Source organism: Streptomyces sp. NPDC059743 (assembly GCF_042732975.1).
Taxonomy (GTDB): Bacteria; Actinomycetota; Actinomycetes; order Streptomycetales; family Streptomycetaceae; genus Streptomyces.
The window spans coordinates 122,171-139,324 of the sequence record NZ_JBHWGS010000002.1 but is presented as its reverse complement, the minus strand read 5'-3'; the positions used below and the strand labels follow the sequence as shown (position 1 = coordinate 139,324).

10 protein-coding genes are annotated in these 17,154 nt (G+C 71.2%); 3 read left to right on the top strand and 7 right to left on the bottom strand.

Annotated elements, in window-relative coordinates; all coding sequences use genetic code 11:
* The first annotated feature begins 177 nt into the window (after positions 1-177).
* Complete coding sequence (gene alaS / locus ACFV6H_RS03730) at positions 178-2,835, top strand: alanine--tRNA ligase (RefSeq protein WP_385538229.1); 2,658 nt, start codon at positions 178-180, stop codon at positions 2,833-2,835.
* Between the two features lie 116 nt (positions 2,836-2,951).
* Here the strand turns inward: alaS and ACFV6H_RS03725 are convergent, their stop codons facing one another.
* From ACFV6H_RS03725 to ACFV6H_RS03700, 6 genes are all read right to left on the bottom strand, one after another.
* A complete protein-coding gene (locus ACFV6H_RS03725) occupies positions 2,952-4,091 on the bottom strand; it encodes an acyl-CoA dehydrogenase family protein (protein WP_385538225.1) in 1,140 nt (379 codons plus the stop codon).
* Positions 4,088-6,139: an acetyl/propionyl/methylcrotonyl-CoA carboxylase subunit alpha gene (locus ACFV6H_RS03720; protein WP_385538221.1), complete on the bottom strand. Its 2,052-nt coding sequence runs from the start codon at positions 6,137-6,139 to the stop codon at positions 4,088-4,090. Before ACFV6H_RS03720 ends, ACFV6H_RS03725 begins: the two co-directional genes overlap by 4 nt.
* A 23-nt stretch (positions 6,140-6,162) precedes the next feature.
* A complete protein-coding gene (locus ACFV6H_RS03715) occupies positions 6,163-7,761 on the bottom strand; it encodes an acyl-CoA carboxylase subunit beta (protein ID WP_385538218.1) in 1,599 nt (532 codons plus the stop codon).
* A gap of 88 nt (positions 7,762-7,849) precedes the next feature.
* Positions 7,850-9,730 carry an acyclic terpene utilization AtuA family protein gene (locus ACFV6H_RS03710; protein WP_385538215.1) on the bottom strand — a complete coding sequence of 627 codons (1,881 nt, stop codon included), beginning with the start codon at positions 9,728-9,730 and terminating at the stop codon, positions 7,850-7,852.
* Positions 9,727-10,518 carry a TIGR03084 family metal-binding protein gene (locus tag ACFV6H_RS03705; protein WP_385538938.1) on the bottom strand — a complete coding sequence of 264 codons (792 nt, stop codon included), beginning with the start codon at positions 10,516-10,518 and terminating at the stop codon, positions 9,727-9,729. The genes ACFV6H_RS03710 and ACFV6H_RS03705 overlap by 4 nt, the downstream gene beginning before the upstream one ends.
* A 150-nt stretch (positions 10,519-10,668) precedes the next feature.
* On the bottom strand, positions 10,669-11,688 hold the full coding sequence (locus tag ACFV6H_RS03700; RefSeq protein WP_385538936.1) for a DMT family transporter: 1,020 nt from the start codon (positions 11,686-11,688) through the stop codon (positions 10,669-10,671).
* Between the two features lie 186 nt (positions 11,689-11,874).
* Between ACFV6H_RS03700 and ACFV6H_RS03695 the strand changes: the two genes are divergently transcribed.
* Together ACFV6H_RS03695 and ACFV6H_RS03690 are read left to right on the top strand one after the other, a co-directional pair.
* A complete protein-coding gene (locus tag ACFV6H_RS03695) occupies positions 11,875-12,750 on the top strand; it encodes a LysR family transcriptional regulator (RefSeq protein WP_385538212.1) in 876 nt (291 codons plus the stop codon).
* 223 nt (positions 12,751-12,973) lie between these two features.
* Positions 12,974-14,080: an alpha/beta fold hydrolase gene (locus ACFV6H_RS03690; RefSeq protein ID WP_385538209.1), complete on the top strand. Its 1,107-nt coding sequence runs from the start codon at positions 12,974-12,976 to the stop codon at positions 14,078-14,080.
* An 86-nt stretch (positions 14,081-14,166) separates the two neighbouring features.
* Here the strand turns inward: ACFV6H_RS03690 and ACFV6H_RS03685 are convergent, their stop codons facing one another.
* Positions 14,167-17,100, bottom strand: coding sequence for an FAD-binding and (Fe-S)-binding domain-containing protein (locus tag ACFV6H_RS03685; RefSeq protein WP_385538206.1), 2,934 nt, complete (start codon positions 17,098-17,100; stop codon positions 14,167-14,169).
* Positions 17,101-17,154 lie beyond the last annotated feature (54 nt).

Genomic DNA, 17,154 nt, shown 5'->3' with positions numbered 1-17,154 from the left:
ATGGTCTGCTGCGCCACCGATGTGATCAACGGATCTGGAGTCATGGTCTTCACCGTGGGGGCGCGAGCTATCTGCGTCGAGCTGGAGAACTGAGAACACCTCAGTCCCTGTTCTCGGCCCGGCTCGGCGTGTGATCTTCCCCCACCTTCCACGACTCTTCCGTGAGGCCATGCCGCCATGCGCTCGACGCAGATCCGCGAGATGTTTACCGACTTCTTCACCTCCCGGGGCCACCAGCCGGTCCCGTCCAGCCCGTTGATCCCGGACGACCCCACCCTGCTGCTGGCGAACGCCGGGATGAATCAGTTCAAGCCCTACTTCCTGGGTGAGACCAGCCCGCCTTTCCCCCGTGCCACCAGTATCCAGAAGTGCGCTCGCACCTCGGACATCGACAACGTCGGCCGCACCAACCGGCACGCGACGTTCTTCGAGATGATGGGCAACTTCTCCTTCGGTGACTACTTCAAGGAAGACGCCATCGCCTTCGCCTGGGAACTCCTGACCCAGGGCTACGGGCTGGAGAAGGACAAGCTCTGGATCACCGTCTTCGAGGACGACGACGAGGCCGAGCACCTCTGGCGCCGCATCGGCGTCCCCGCCTCCCGCATCCAACGGCTCGGCATGGAAGACAACTACTGGTCCATGGGCGTACCCGGCCCCTGCGGGCCTTGCTCGGAGGTCAACTACGACCGCGGCCCCGCCTTCGGCAAGGAGGGCGGCCCAGCCATCGACGGCGAACGCTACGTCGAGATCTGGAACCTGGTTTTCATGCAGTTCCAGCGCGGTGAGGGCGACAAGAAGGGCAACCTCCCCATCCTTGGCGAGCTCGCGAACAAGAGCATCGACACCGGCCTCGGTCTGGACCGGCTCGCCGCAATCCTCCAGGATGCCCAGAACGTCTGCACCACCGACCTGCTGCTGCCCACCTTCCACGCCGTCCAGGACCTGGCTGGACGTGCCTGCCCCAGCGAAGGCGAGGAGAAGGTGTCCTTCCAGGTCGTCACCGAGCACGCACGCTCCATCGCTTTCCTGATCGCCGACGGCGTCCTGCCCGCCAAGGACGGCCGCGGCTACATCCTGCGGCGCCTGATGCGCCGCGCGATCCGCCATGCCCGTCTGCTCGGCATCGACGGCTCCGTGCTGCCCGCCGCGACCGCCAGCGTGATCACCAACCTCGGCAGCGTCTGGCCGGAGCTGACGGCCCAGGCCACCCTGATCGAGCAGGTCGTCACCGCCGAGGAGGAGTCCTTCACCCGCACTCTGGCCCAGGGCACCCGGCTGCTGGACGCCGCGATCAGCCGCACCCAGAGCGGCGGATCGGCCGCGCTGCCCGGCGAGACGGCTTTCGAGCTCGCCGACACCTACGGCTTCCCCCTGGAACTGACCGTCGAGGCTGCCCGCGGCGCGGGCCTGACCGTCGATGAGGACCGGTTCGCCGCCCTGCTGGACGAGCAGAAGAAGCGCGCGAAGACGGGTGGAAGGGCCAAAACCGCCGAGGCTCTCAAGAAGATGGACACCTACCGCGAGCTGGCTGCCCGCCTGCCCCGCACCGAGTTCCTCGGCTACGAGCACCTGATCGCCGAGACCACCGTCACCGGGCTCATCTCCGGCGGCACGGTCGTCACCACCGCCGGAGAGGGTACGGAGGTCGAGCTGGTGCTGGACCGCTCGCCGTTCTATGCCGAGGCCGGCGGCCAGATCGGCGACACCGGCACGCTGACCACGAGTGACGGCACCCGCGTGCGGATCACTGATACCCGCTATGGGCTGGAAGGCTTCCGCGTCCACTCCGCCCGCGTCCTCGAAGGCGAACTGAGCACTGGCGCCGGCGGCGAAGCCGCCGTCGACGGCAACCGCCGCAAGGGCCTGATGCGCTCCCACTCCGCCACCCACATCCTGCACGCTGTCGTACGCGCCACCCTTGGCGACCACGCCTCCCAGCAGGGCTCCCTGGTCGAACCGGACCGGCTCCGCTTCGACTTCGCGCACTTCGCCGCCCTCACCCCCGACCAGCTCAGCCAGATCGAGCAGGCCGTCAACGGCCACATCCTGGACGACCCCGGTGTACGAGCCTGGTACGCCGACCGGGCCGAGGCCGAAGCGGCGGGCGCCATCGCCCTGTTCGGCGAGAAGTACGGCGACACCGTCCGCATCGTCGACATCGGCGACTTCTCCCGCGAACTGTGTGGCGGCACCCACGTCGCCCACGGCTCCCAGGTCGGTGCCTTCCGGCTGCTGTCCGAGTCCTCGATCGGCTCCAGCCTCCGCCGTGTCGAAGCCCTCACCGGTCACGGCACCCTCGGCCACACCAACACTGAACGGCGTCTGCTGAACGAGGTCGCCGGACTGCTCGGTGCCCGCCCCGCCGACGCCCCTGACGCTCTGCGCAAGCGGCTGGACGCTCTTGCCACCGCCCAAGCGGAACTAGGACGGATGCGGGCCGCCGAACTTCGTTCCCGGGCCGCCCAGCTCGCCGACAAAGGCCGCCAAGTCAGCGGCGGACAGGTCGTCGCCGAGAAGGTCACCGGCATCACGCCGGACGAGCTGCGGCAGCTGGCCGCCGATACCGTCGGCCGCATCCACTCCGGCCCGGCGATCGTGGTCCTTGCCCTGGAACACGCCGACAAGGCCCTCCTCGTCGCAGCCGTCTCCCCGGACCTGCTCAGCCATGGTGTCCAGGCCGTCCAGGTCATCAGCCGCGCCGCGAAGGCGGTGGGCGGCGGAGGCGGTGGCACTGGGGCCCTCGCCAGCGCCGGCGGACGCCTCCCCGAACACCTTGACCAGGCCATCGCCCTCGCGGCCGAGGACGCCACCACTCTGCTCAACGACCGATAACGGAAGGATCGATGAGCCCGCCCCGAACCCCGGGCGGGCCCTCTCCGCTCGCGAAGACCCGACATCTTCGGCGCCGGCAAGCACCACAGGGCTTCTTGCCGCCGCAGGTGACGGGTTCAGTACGACTTGGGGAGGCCCAGGGACTGGTGGGATACGTAGTTCAGGATCATCTCGCGGCTGACGGGCGCGATGCGGGCCACGCGGGCGGCGGTGATCAGGGACGCCAGGCCGTATTCGTGGGTGAGGCCGTTGCCGCCCAGTGTGTGGACGGCCTGGTCCACGGCGTGTACGCAGGCTTCGGCGGCGGCGTATTTGGCCATGTTGGCGGCCTCGCCTGCGGCGGTGTCGTCGCCCGCGTCGTAGAGGTGTGCGGCCTTGCGCATCATCAGGGCGGCGAGTTCGAGTTCGATGTGGGCCTGGGCGAGCGGGTGGGCGATAGCCTGGTGGGCGCCTATCGGTTCCTTCCAGACCTGGCGTGTCTTGGCGTACTCGACGGCCCGGTCCACGGCGTAGCGGCCCATGCCGAGGGCGAAGGCAGCGGTCATGATGCGTTCCGGGTTGAGTCCGGCGAAGAGTTGGAGCAGTCCGGCGTCCTCGTCGCCGACGAGTGCGTCGGCGGGCAGCCGTACGTTGTCGATGACCAGCTCGAACTGCTTCTCCACGGCGGTGAGTTCCATGTCGATCGGCGAGCGGTGGAAACCTTCCGCGTCCCTGGGCACGATGAAGAGACAGGGCTTGAGCCGGCCGGTGCGCGCGTCCTCGGTGCGGCCGACGATCAGCGTGGCGTCGGCGATGTCGACACCGGAGATGAAGACCTTGCGCCCGTTCAGCACCCAGTCGTCGCCGTCCTTGCGGGCGGTGGTGGTGAGCCGGTGTGAGTTGGATCCCGCGTCGGGCTCGGTGATGCCGAAGGCCATGGTGAGGGAGCCGTCGGAGAGGCCGGGCAGCCAGCGCCGCCTCTGTTCGTCCGTACCGAAGCGGGCGATCACCGTGCCGCAGATGGCGGGCGAGACGATCATCAGCAGCAGCGGACAGCCGGCGCTGCCCAACTCCTCCAGTACGAGGGAGAGTTCGGCGATCCCGCCGCCTCCGCCGCCGTACTCCTCCGGCAGATTGACTCCGAGGTAACCGAGCTTTCCGGCCTCGCGCCAGAGGCTCTCGCGGTCGTAGCCACGGCCGTGGCGGCGGCCGAGGGCAGCGACGGCGGCGCGCAGCGCGCTCTGCTCCTCGGTCTCGATCAGGAAGCTGCCGCTCATGATGGTCCCTCCTGTGCGGTCCGTTCGGCCTGTGCGGTCTGTTCGGTACGTGCGGCCTGTGCTGTATCGGTGACCACTGCTAGCAGGGCGCCTACCTCGACCTGGCGGCCGGGCGCGGCATGGAGTGCGGTGAGCGTGCCGGAGGCGGGCGCGGTGATCCGGTGTTCCATCTTCATCGCCTCCAGCCAGATCAGCGGCTGCCCGGCGGTGACATGGGCGCCTTCGGCGACTCCGTCCGCGATCCGTACGACGGTGCCGGGCATGGGCGCAAGCAGCGAGCCGGGCTCGGTGTGCCGGCTGGGATCGGCGAAGCGCGGCCGGGTGGTGAGATGGTACGCGCCGTGGGCGCTGTCCACATGGACCTCGGCGTCGGCCTCGTCGCCGTACGCGGTGATCTCGAAGTGCCGTACGACGCCTTCGATTTCGAGGCTGACGCGGTGAGGTCCGGCGGCGACGACCCGTACCTCGTCGCCCTCGACAGCGAAGCCGTGCCGGCCGGTCCGGTAGCGGATCTCGTGCTCGCCGTACGTCTTGCTCTGTGTGCCCGCGCCGACATTGCGCCAGCCGCCGAGCCGGGCGGGAAGCGTGGAGCCGGTCCCTCTGGCCGCCGCGTCGGCCAGCGCGGCGGCGATGGCGGCGTGCCGCTCGCCGGGCGCGGGCCCTGGCGCGGGCCCGGTCAGGGCGTCGAGATGGCGCTCGTAGAACCCGGTGTCGAACCGCCCGCCCGTGAAGTCCGGATGCTCCAACGACCGTACGAGAAGCTCCCGGTTGGTCCCGGGCCCATGCACCCGCGCCCGCCGCAGGGTGTACCGCAGGGCGCGCAGCGCCGCGTCCCGGGTGGGCGCCCAGACGACGGCCTTGGCGAGCAGCGCGTCGTAGTGCACACCGATGGTGTCGCCGCCGGCGTAACCGGTGTCGACGCGCAGCCGTGGCGCAGTGGCGTCCGCGATGCCCTCACTGCCCGCGATGCCCCCGATGCCCGCCTGCGGGCCGTACGGGAACTCCAGGGCGTGCAGCGTGCCCGTCTGCGGCGCCCACGCCCGGGACGGGTCCTCCGCGTAGAGACGAGCCTCCACCGCGTGGCCGTACGCGGGCGGCGGCTCGGCCGGGAGCGCCGCGCCCTCCGCGACCGACAGTTGCAGCGCCACCAGGTCCAGCCCGAACACCTCCTCCGTCACCGGGTGTTCGACCTGGAGGCGCGTGTTCATCTCCAGAAAGTACGGACGGCCCTCGGCGGAGACCAGGAACTCGACCGTGCCCGCGCCCGCATAGCCGACCGCCCGCGCCGCCGTGACCGCCGCCTCGTGCAGGACCGTACGGAGCGCGGCCGGCAGACCGGGCGCCGGGCACTCCTCGATGACCTTCTGGTGACGGCGCTGGAGGGAGCAGTCCCGGGTGCCCAGCGCCCAGACCGTGCCCTGCGTGTCGCCGAGGATCTGCACCTCGACATGACGGCCGCGCTCCACGTACGGCTCCGCGAAGACCTCACCGTCACCGAAGGCCGACCGCGCCTCCGCCGACGCTGCCGTCAACTCATCGCCGAGCGCGGCGAGTTCGCGGACGATCCGCATTCCGCGCCCACCGCCGCCCGCCGCCGCCTTCAGCAGCAGCGGCAGATCCGACTCCGTGGCCGAGGCCGGATCCACCGGCGCGAGCAGCGGCACACCGGCCGCTCCCATCAGCTCCTTCGCCCGTGTCTTCGACGCCATCGCCTCGATCGCGCCCGGCGGCGGCCCGATCCACACCAGCCCTGCGTCCTGCACGGCGCGCGCGAACTCCGCGTTCTCGGACAGGAATCCATAGCCGGGATGCACGGCGTCCGCGCCCGCCGCCAGCGCCGCCTTCACGATCAGATCGCCGCGCAGATAGGTGTCGGCGGGCGCGGCTCCCGGCAGCCGTACCGCCGCGTCGGCCTCCCGTACATGCAGCGCGCCCGCGTCCGCGTCGGAGTACACCGCGACCGTCGCGATCCCGCGCTCACGGCAGGTCCGGAAGACACGGAAGGCGATCTCGCCTCTGTTGGCGACCAGAACAGAAGTGATCAACATGTCCCTCACCGCTCATATACAGGTCACATACGGAAGACGCCGAAGCCGCCGCGCACACCCTCGACCGGAGCCGAATGGATCGCGGACAGACACAGCCCGAGCACGGTACGGGTGTCGCGCGGATCGATGACTCCGTCGTCGTACAGCCGTCCCGACAGAAACATCGGCAGCGACTCGGACTCGATCTGCCGCTCCACCATCGCCCGCAGCGCCGCGTCACCGTCCTCGTCGTAAACCTGTCCCTTCGCCGTCGCCGACGCACGCACCACGATCGACAGCACTCCGGCGAGTTGCTGCGGGCCCATCACCGCGGACTTGGCGCTCGGCCAGGCGAAGAGGAAACGCGGATCGTAGGCCCGGCCGCACATACCGTAGTGCCCGGCCCCGTACGACGCTCCCATCAGCACCGACAGATGCGGCACTCGGGAATTCGCCACCGCGTTGATCATCATCGCGCCGTGCTTGATGATCCCGCCCTGCTCGTACTCCCTGCCGACCATGTATCCGGTGGTGTTGTGGAGGAACACCAGCGGAATGTCACGCTGGTTGGCGAGCTGGATGAACTGCGCGGCCTTCTGCGACTCGGCGGAGAACAGTACGCCCTGCGCGTTCGCCAGCACGCCCACCGGATAGCCGTGCAGCCGGGCCCAGCCCGTCACCAGGCTCGGCCCGTACAGCGGCTTGAACTCGTCGAAGTCCGAGCCGTCCACGACGCGTGCGATGACCTCACGCGGATCGAAAGGGATCTTCAGATCGCCCGGGACGATACCGAGCAACTCTTCCTCGTCGTACTTCGGCGGCTCCGCGGGACCCGGATCGGCGTGCGCCTTGCGCCAGTTGAGACGCGCGACGATCCGCCGCGCCGTACGGACCGCGTCCTGTTCGTCCAGCGCGTAGTGGTCCGCGAGCCCCGACGTACGGGCGTGCATCTCGGCGCCGCCGAGCGACTCGTCGTCGCTCTCCTCGCCCGTGGCCATCTTCACCAGCGGCGGCCCGCCGAGAAAGACCTTCGACCGCTCCTTGATCATGACGGTGTGGTCGGACATCCCTGGCACATACGCTCCGCCCGCCGTGGAGTTGCCGAAGACGACGGCGACGGTGGGTATTCCGGCGGCGGAAAGCCGGGTGAGATCGCGGAAGAGCGCTCCGCCAGGGATGAAGATCTCCTTCTGGGAAGGGAGATCGGCGCCGCCTGACTCGACCAGACTGATGACGGGCAGCCGGTTGGCGAACGCGATCTCGTTGGCGCGCAGTGCCTTTTTCAGCGTCCACGGGTTGGAGGCGCCGCCGCGTACGGTCGGATCGTTGGCGGTGATCAGGCACTCGACGCCTTCGACCACACCGATACCGGTGACCATGGACGCGCCGACGGGATGGTCACTGCCCCAGGCGGCGAGCGGCGACAGCTCAAGGAAGGGCGTGTCCTGGTCGAGGAGCAGCTCGATCCGCTCTCGGGCAAGGAGTTTGCCGCGCGCACGGTGGCGGGCCACATACTTCTCACCGCCGCCTGCCAGGGCCTTGGCGTGCTCGGCATCCAGCTCGGCGAGTTTGCTGAGCATGGCCTCGCGGTGGGCGCCGTAGTCGGGCGACGCGGTGTCGAGGGCCGAAGGGAGCACGGTCACAGCAGTACCTCCACGGTCACGAGCGCCTCCACAGTCACGAGCACCTGCATGGTCACCAGCGCTTCCACCGTCACCAGCGCCTCCACGGTCACAGCAGTACCTCCGGGATGTCCAGGTGCCGGGCGCGCAGCCACTCGCCGAGGGCCTTGGCCTGAGGATCGAACCGGGCCTGGGCCGCGACGCCCTCGCCGAGCAGTCCCTCTACGGTGAAGTTCAGGGCGCGGAGATTGGGCAGGAGATGGCGGACGACCGTCAACTCCCGGCTCTCGGGGATCAGTTGCCGGAAGCGCTCGACGGTCAGCTCATGGGCCAGCCAGCGCCAGCCGTCCTCTTCCCTCGCCCACAAACCGACATTGGCGTCGCCGCCCTTGTCACCGCTACGGGCGCCGACGACAAGGCCGAGAGCCGCGCGCCGCGTCGGCAGTCCGTCGGGAAGCGGCTCCGGAAGCTGCTCGGCCGTCTCCGGAACCGGCTCAAGTGCCTTGGTACGGACGGAATGCGGCACCGTCATCCGCTGTCCGTCCGGCAGTACGGCCACCTGTGTGACCTCGGCCGCGTCGAGGTACACCGCCTCGAAGACTCCGTACGGCGCGCCCTTGCCCGGTGGCGCGGTGACATGGAAACCGGGATAGCTGGCGAGCGCGAGCTCGACGGCCGCCGTGCCGACCGCTCGGCCCACCGCCTCGGGATCGCTGTCCCGTACGACGAGCCGCAGCAGGGCGCTGGCGGTCTCCTCGGTGTCGGCGTCCGGCCGGTCCGTACGGGCCAGCTCCCAACTCACCTGCTCCGGACGGCGTTTCGCGAGCGCGTCCGCCAACTGCTCGCGCACCAGCCGGGCCTTGGCGTCGATGTCGAGACCGGTGAGGACGAAGACGACCTCGTTGCGCCAGCCGCCGATCCGGGTGAGTCCGGCCTTGAGCGTGGGAGGCGGCGGCTCGCCGCGTACGCCGGTGATCCTGACGCGGTCGGGCCCGTCCTGGGCCAGCCGTACGGTGTCGAGCCGGGCGGTCACATCGGGGCCCGCGTACCGGGCGCCGCCGGTCTCGTACAGCAACTGCGCGGTGACGGTGCCCACATCGACGGTCCCGCCCGTACCGGGATGCTTGGTGATGACCGCCGAGCCGTCGGCGTGGATCTCGGCGAGCGGGAAGCCCGGGCGGCGTATGTCGTGGTGCGTGAAGTGCGTGAAGAAGGAGTAGTTGCCGCCGGTCGCCTGGGTGCCGCACTCCAGGACGTGCCCGGCAACGACGGCGCCGGCGAGAGCGTGCAGGCTGTGCGCGCCGTCGGGGCTGTCGGGGCCCGCGGAGCTTTCGAGGCTTCCGGAGCTTTCGGGATCGTCCGCGCCAAGGGCGTCCCGGAGGTCCCAGCCGAAGTGGGCGGCGGCCGGTCCGGTCACCAGCGCCGCGTCGGTGACGCGGCCGGTGATCACCACATCGGCTCCGGCGCGCAGACACGCGGCGATCCCGGCGCCGCCGAGATACGCGTTGGCGGTGAGGACGCCCTCGCCCCAAGCCGCACGGGGCGACGGATCGCCTGCCAGCAGATCGTCGCCCTCGACATGGGCGACCCGTACCGGTACGCCCACCCGCTCGGCCAGCTCGCGTACGGCGGTGGCGAGCCCGGCCGGATTCAGTCCGCCCGCGTTGGCGACGATCTTCACGCCACGGTCATGGGCGAGCCCGAGGCCCTCCTCCAACTGGCGCAGAAAGGTCTTCGCATAGCCGGCGTCCGGGTTCTTCATCCGGTCCCTGCCGAGGATGAGCATGGTCAGCTCGGCGAGATAGTCCCCGGTGAGAACGTCGAGCGGACCGCCCGTGAGCATCTCGCGCAGCGCGTCGAAGCGGTCGCCGTAGAAGCCGGAGGCGTTCCCGATCCGCAGCACACCGGGTACGCGCGGTACACCCGTCACACCCTGCGCACTGGGCACACCCGGCACACCAGGTCCACCCCGTGCGGTGGCAGCGCTCATCGGGCCTCCTTGGGCGCGCGGCCCGCGCCCGCCGGGCCCGCGAAGGCCTGTGCGATGTCCAGCCAGTGGTCGGCATCGGCGCCCTCGGCCCGTACGGCGAGATCCGCGCGGTGCGCCCGCTGGGTGGCCAGCAGACAGAAGTCGAGCGCGGGCCCGGTCACCCGCTGGGCCGCGCCCTCGGGACCGTACGTCCACAACTCGCCGCCAGGGCCGGTCAGTTCGACCCGGAAGGGCTCGGCGGGCGGCCGTTCCTCGCGGACCAGATACGCGTAGTCCCGGGCCCGTACGCCGATCCACGCCACATGCCGCAGCCGCGCGGTCGGCTCACGCCGGGCACCGAGCGCGTCCGCGACATCCTGGCCGTGCGCCCAGGTCTCCATCAGCCGCGCGGTGGCCAGCGAGGCGGCGCTCATCGGCGGTCCGTACCAGGGAAAACGGGCGCCGGGCGGTGCCGCGTGCAAGGCGTTCCCGAGCCGTACGCGGCCGTCGCGCCAGCGGGCGAGCAGTTCGGCGGGCGGAAGCGACGCGCCGGCCGCCGCGCCCTCGTCCACAAAGGAGTCACGCGCGGCGCGGGCCTTCTCCGACTCCTCGGCGAAGGCCTCCGGATCGGTTACGGCGAGCAGCGCGGCCCGGTCGGTCCAGATGAGATGGGCGATCTGGTGGGCGATGGACCATCCGGGCGAAGGAGTCGCGAGGGCCCAGCCCTCGGAGTCGAGAGGAGCCACCAGCGCGTCGAGTTCCTCGCTCTCGGCACGCAGATCGCCGAGCAGCCCGAGCAGCCCGAGCAGCCCGAGCACCGAAGCGGAACCGGACGCGGCACCGGACGCCGAGTCAGGTACGGAACCGGATGCGGACACAGGTGCGCTCCCCTCGGGACACGGCGGTGTGCGTGCCCCGGAGCATGGCAGCGCCGGCAGAAACAAGCAAGCGTGCTTGCTTTACTGCCGGCCGGCCTGCGCGTCCACCCGTCGGCCCGCTCGCGCGCTCCTCCCGCCCACCTGAGTCCGCACCGCGCCCATGCTCGCCACGATGACCAGCGCGATCGCCAGCGCGTCGGTGCCGGAGAGCGCCTGGCTCAGTACCAGGAATCCGGCCGCCGCCGCGATGGCGGGCTCCAGACTCATCAGCACGGCGAAGGTCGAGGAGGGCAGCCGCCGCAGGGCGAGCAGTTCGAGCGTGTAGGGAAGGACGGAGGACATCAGCGCCACCGCGAGTCCCAGCCCCAGCGTCGACGGCACCAGCAGCTTCGTTCCCGATTCGGCGACACCGAGCGGCAGCGCGAGCAGCGCGCCCACCGCCATGGCCAGCGCCAGTCCGTCGGCCTGCGGAAAACGCCGGCCGGTCCGCGCGCTGAAGATTATGTAGGCCGCCCACATGGCGCCCGCCGAGAGCGCGAAGGCCGCGCCCACCGGATCGAGCCGGTCGAAACCGCCGCCGCTGAGCAGCAGCACTCCGCCGAGCGCCAGCACGGCCCAGAGCACATTGACCAGCCGCCGGGAGACGATCACGGAGAGCGTGAGCGGGCCGAGGACTTCGAGAGTGACGGCCGCGCCCAGCGGGATACGGTCCGCCGACTGGTAGAAGAGCCCGTTCATGGCGGCCAGCACCGTGCCGAAGGCGACGACCGTTCCCCAGTCGGCCCGCGAGTGGCCGCGCAGTGTGGGCCGGCACACCACGAGCAGGACGATCGCGGCGAGCACGAGCCGTATCGAGACCACACCGAGGGCGCCGGTGCGCGGCATGAGCAGCACGGCGACGGCCGAGCCGAACTGTACGGACAGCCCGCCGGCGACGACCAGCGCGACCGGGCCCAGCGCCCGGCCGGCTCCGGCCGGGCTGCCACCGTCACCGCCACCGGCCTCGGGGGCGGTATCGGAGACGGGGACAGGGACGGACGCGGACGCGGGGACAGGAACAGGGACGCCGGAGGTCACAGCCGTCGAGACGCCCTCGGCCATAGCGGTACGCGGCTCTTCCACCGGAATTCTCTCCTGACGCACATACGCACACAGTCGCACACGGTTCACTTCAATGGACTCGAAGTCCAATACACCGTACTCCATCCGCCCGCTCCACCGCTCACCGTACGGCCCGGTATCTCACCCAGTGAAATGCCGATTGCGCTGCCGTTATGCTCCGGACGCATGAGCATTGAGATGCGTCATCTCCGCTGCTTCCTCGCCATCGCCGAAGAGTCCAATCTGACGAGGGCGGCAGTCCGGCTGCACCTCACCCAGCCCGCCGTCTCCCGCACGCTGGCGGCGCTGGAGAAGCATCTCGGCACACGGCTCGCGGAGCGCTCCACCCACCATCTCGCGCTCACCGCGGAAGGGCGCGCCTTCCGTGACAAGGCCGCCGCGGCGGTGGCCGCGTTCGACGAGGCACTCGACGCGGGACGGCTGCGCCGCCGGCCGCTGCGGCTCGGCCATCCGTGGTCGGCCTTCGGCCCGTACACCACACCTCTGCTGCGGCGCTGGCAGCGCGAGCAGCCGGGGACTCCGCTGGAGCTGCTCAGGATCGACGACCGTACGGCCGGGCTGACCCGTGGCGAGGTCGACGCGGCGCTGCTGCGCGGGCCGGTGGAGATCCCTGGGCTGGTCAAGGAGCTGCTGTTCACGGAGGGCCGGGTGGCGGCCGTACCGGCCGACGGACCGCTGGCCGCGCGTACGTCGCTCACACTGGCGGACCTGGCGTCGGAACCGCTGATCGTCAACCGGGTCTCGGGCACGACGAGTCCGGCGCTGTGGCCGCCGCAGTCCGGTCCCGTGACCACCGTCACGGTCACCAACACCGACGACTGGCTGACGGCGATCGCCGCGGCGCGCGGTATCGGTGTCACGGGCGCCTCGACGCCCGTCGTCCATCCGCACCCGGGCGTCGCCTACCGCCCGCTCTCCGACGCTCCGCCGCTCCCGGTCTTCCTGGTCTGGCGCGAAGGCACCGCACACCCGGCGATCCCTCGGCTCGCGGCCCTGGCACACGAACTGGCAGCGGAAGCCCGAGTGCGGAAGCCCGAGTAGGGACGAGTAGGGACGAGTAGGGATACGAGGACCGGTCCCGGCACGAGGAGCGGCACCGGCACGAGATGGACCCACAACACCCACGCAAGCGCACTCACCCTCTGTGCGCGTATCGCTACTCGAATGGCGGTTCCGTTCACCCGCATGGCTCTCGCCGCGCGCCCTGCCGCCGGGCGTTGACCACACTGATGCCGTTCTCGTCCGACCGTCAGAGGAGAGAGACATGGCCATGCCCTCCGATCCTGGCTCGCCCTCCGTTCCCGGCCCGTGGATACGTTCGCGTACCGGTCCCGGGAAAGGGCCGCGTACGGGCCCGCGGATACGTTCGCGCCGTGGCTACGCACTCGCCGCGATGCTCACCGCGACCACGCTGGCCAGCGCCGTACCCGCCGTCGGCGCCGCGGCCATCGCGCCGACGAACCGTGGCGGCGGCACCGCCCGGCCGACGATCGTGCTGGTGCACGGCGCCTTCGCCGACGCGTCGAGCTGGCGCGAGATCGTCCCGCGCCTCCAGAGCGACGGCTACCGCGTCATGGCGCCCGCCAATCCGCTCCGGGGCCTGGCGGGTGACACGGCGTACATCGCGAGCGTCCTCAGAAGCATCGAAGGCCCGATCGTCCTGGTCGGCCACTCCTACGCCGGCGCGGTGATCAGCGGCGCGGCGGTCGGCAATCCCCAGGTCAAGGCGCTCGTGTACATCAACGCGCTGGTGCCCGACACGGGCGAGGTCCTCTCGGTCCTGACCGACAGGTTTCCCGGCAGCGAACTCACTCCGGCACTGACGTCGGTGCCGTTCACCGGGCCGGACGGATCCGTCGGCACCGATCTCTATGTCAAGCCCGAGCTGTACCGCCCGGTGTTCGCCGCCTCGCTCCCGCTCGCCACCACAGCGGTGCTCGCGGCCTCTCAACGGCCCATCAACGCCCGGGCGTTCAGCGACGCGGCCGGTCCCGTCGCCTGGCGGACCATCCCGTCCTGGGCCATGGTCTCGCGCCAGGACCGGGCCGTCCCACCGGAGTTGCAGCGCTTCGAGGCCCGACGGGCCCGCTCCCACACCGTGGAGATCGACTCGCCGCATGTCGCGATGCTCGCTCATCCGAAGGCGGTCACAGATCTGATCCTGGACGCGGCCGGATCCCGGTCGTCCATCAGGGAGCAGTCCAGAACGGCCCTGGCAGCGACGGGCTCCGTAGGCTCCACGGGCTCTACAGCCTCCACCGGCTCTACGGGCCCTACGGCACCGATCACCGCCGGTGCGGCCGGTGCGGCCGTCGTCGCCGGCGCGGGCATGGTCTCGGTGGTCCGCAGACGCCGTCCTACGGAAAGCTGACCGAAAGCTGACGGCGAGCTGACCCACCGTCACCGCGCCGCGCCCGGACCGTTTGCCGGACCCTCCCCCGGTGTCTCCCCCGGCCCCTACGGTGCCTCCCCCAACGCCTCCCCCAGCACCTCCGCCATATGCCGTGCCCGGTGCCCGCCCAGCTGGTCGAGCTGCGTACGGCACGAGAAACCGTCCGCGAGAACCTCCGCCTCCGGCCCCGCAGCCCTCACCGAGGGCAGGAGCTGGTCCTCCGCACAGGCCACCGACACCTCGTAGTGGCCGCGTTCGAAACCGAAGTTGCCCGCGAGACCGCAGCAGCCTCCGCTCAATTCGCCGGTCAGACCCGCCCGTTCACGCAACCGCCGGTCCGCCGCGTCACCGAGGACCGCGTGCTGGTGGCAGTGGGTCTGGCCGGCGACCGGGCGGTCCAGCCGAGGCGGCTCCCACTCCGGCGCGCACTCCTCCAGCGCCTGGGCGAAGGTGCGTACGGACGCGGCCAGCCGCGCCGCGCGCGGATCGCCGCGCAGCAGCTCCGGCACATCGGTCGTGAGCGTGGCGGCGCAGCTCGGTTCCAGGACAAGCACCGGCAGCTCCAGGTCGAGCAGCGGTTCCAGCCGGTCCAGCGTGCGGCGCATCACCGTACGGGCCTGATCGAGCTGGCCCGTCGAGACATACGTCAGCCCGCAGCACACCCGGCCGCCGCGCCCGCGCTGGCCGCCGCGCTCGCCCGGCGGCACCACGATCCCGACACCGGCCGCCTCCAGTACCCGTACCGCCGCCCGTCCGACCGACGGCGCGAGGTGCTCGGTGAAGGTGTCGGGCCACAGGATCACCGTACGGCCGTGGTCGAACACCTCGGCCCTGCCCTTCATACGGCGCCTCAGCCACCGTCCGAAGGTCTCGGGCGCGAGCCGTGGAACCGTACGTTCCGGAGCGATGCCGGCCAGCCGCTTGGCCAGGCCCGCCAGCAGCGGGACCCGCGCCGCCGCGTTCAGGACCGGCGCGAACGGCGCCGCCGCCCTGAGCCAGACCGGCAGCCGGCCCATCGCGTAGTGCGCGGCGGGCCGCCGCCGTCCACGGTAGTGGTGGTACAGGAACTCCGCCTTGTAGGTGGCCATGTCCACGCCCACCGGACAGTCGCTGCGGCAGCCCTTGCAGGACAGACAGAGATCGAGCGCGTCCCGCACCTCCGCCGAGCGCCAGCCGTCCGTGACCACCTCGCCCGCGAGCATCTCGTGGAGCAGCCGGGCGCGCCCGCGCGTGGAGTGCTGTTCCTCGCCCGTCGCACGGAACGAGGGGCACATCACGCCCGGCCCCGAACTCGGCCCCGCCACACGGCACTTCGCCACTCCGACGCATCTGCGTACGGCCGCCGAGAAGTCGCCGCCGCCCGGTCCGTCGTGCGGATAGCCGAAGGCGACGTCGACGCGCTCGCGCGGCAGTACGGAGAAGCGGAGGTTCTCGTCGAGCCTGGCGGGCCGGGCGAGCACGCCCGGATTCATACCGCCCGCCGGGTCCCAGACGTCCTTGAACTGCCGGAAGAGCCCGACCAGTTCGTCTCCGTACATCTTCGACAGCAGCTCGGAGCGCGCCAGCCCGTCGCCGTGCTCGCCCGACAGCGAGCCGCCGTGCGCGACCACCAGCGCTGCCGCCTCCTCGGAGAAGCGGCGGAAGCGCCGTACGCCGTCCTCGCTCAGCAGGTCGAAGTCGATACGGACATGGATACAGCCGTCGCCGAAGTGCCCGTACGGTGTGCCGCGCAGACCGTGTTCGGCCAGCAGGGCGCGGAAGTCGCGCAGGTACGCGCCGAGCCGGGCGGGCGGCACCGCGCAGTCCTCCCAGCCGGGCCATGCCTCGCTGCCGTCCGCCATACGGGTCGCGGTGCCCGCCGCGTCCTCCCGTACCCGCCACAGGGCCCGCTGCGCGGCCGGATCGTCCACCACCAGGCCGTCCAGCGGGTCGGCCACGCGGAGGATCTCCAGGGCGGCGGCCCGTGCCTCGGCGGGCGTCGCGCCACCGGTCTCCACGAAGAGCCAGGCGCCGCCGAGCGGCAGCTCGGGCCCTCCACGGCCGCCTCTGCCTCCGCCTGCGCCCCTGCCGCCGCTTCGTTCGCGTACCCGTACGAGGTCCTCGGACATGCCCTCGACGGTCAGCGGACCGTACGGCAACAGCCCGGACGCGGCCTCGGCGGCGGCACTCTCGTCCGGATAGCCGAGTACGGCGAGCGCCCGCGCGGCCGGTGCCTCGACCAGCCGTACGGTCGCTTCGGTGACGACACCGAGCGTGCCCTCGCTGCCGCAGAAGGCACGGGCGAGGTCAGGGCCCGCCTCCGGCAGCAGCGCGGGCAGCGCGTAACCGGAGATCAGCCTGGGCAGCCCGGCCGGAAAGCCCGTGCGCAGCGGCGCGAGATGACGGTCGACCAGCTCACGCAGTCCGACGGGAGCGCCGTCCCAGCCGCGGCCGAGGCGCAGCGTGTCACCGCCGTACGTCAGGACCGACAGCTCATGGATGTTGTCGGCGGTCGTGCCCCAGGCCACGGAGTGCGATCCGCACGCGTTGTTGCCGATCATCCCGCCGAGCGTGCAGCGGCTGTGCGTGGACGGATCGGGCCCGAAGGTCAGTCCGTGCGGGCGTACGGCGGCGCGCAGATCGTCCAGGACGACACCGGGCTGGACGACGGCCGTGCGCGCCCGGGCGTCCACGGACACGATGGACCGCAGATGGCGGGTGAGATCGAGCACCACGCCCACGCCGGTCGCGTTCCCGGCGATCGAGGTCCCGGCGCCGCGCGGCACCACCGGTACGCCGTACTCCCGGCAGACCGCCAGCGCCGCCGCCACATCCGCCGCGTCGCGCGGTGCGACGACGCCCACCGGGACGCGCCGGTAGTTGGACGCGTCCATGGTCGTCAGCGCGCGTGCCGCCGCGTCGAACTCCACCTCGCCGCGCACGGCCGCTCTCAGCGCCCGCGCGAGCGCCTTCGTATCCGACGTGAGTGCCTTCGTATCCGACGTATCCGACTCAGCCATGAGCCCAGGATGCCCCGGCCATCAGCACAACCCAGGCACAACCCAGGCTTTTCG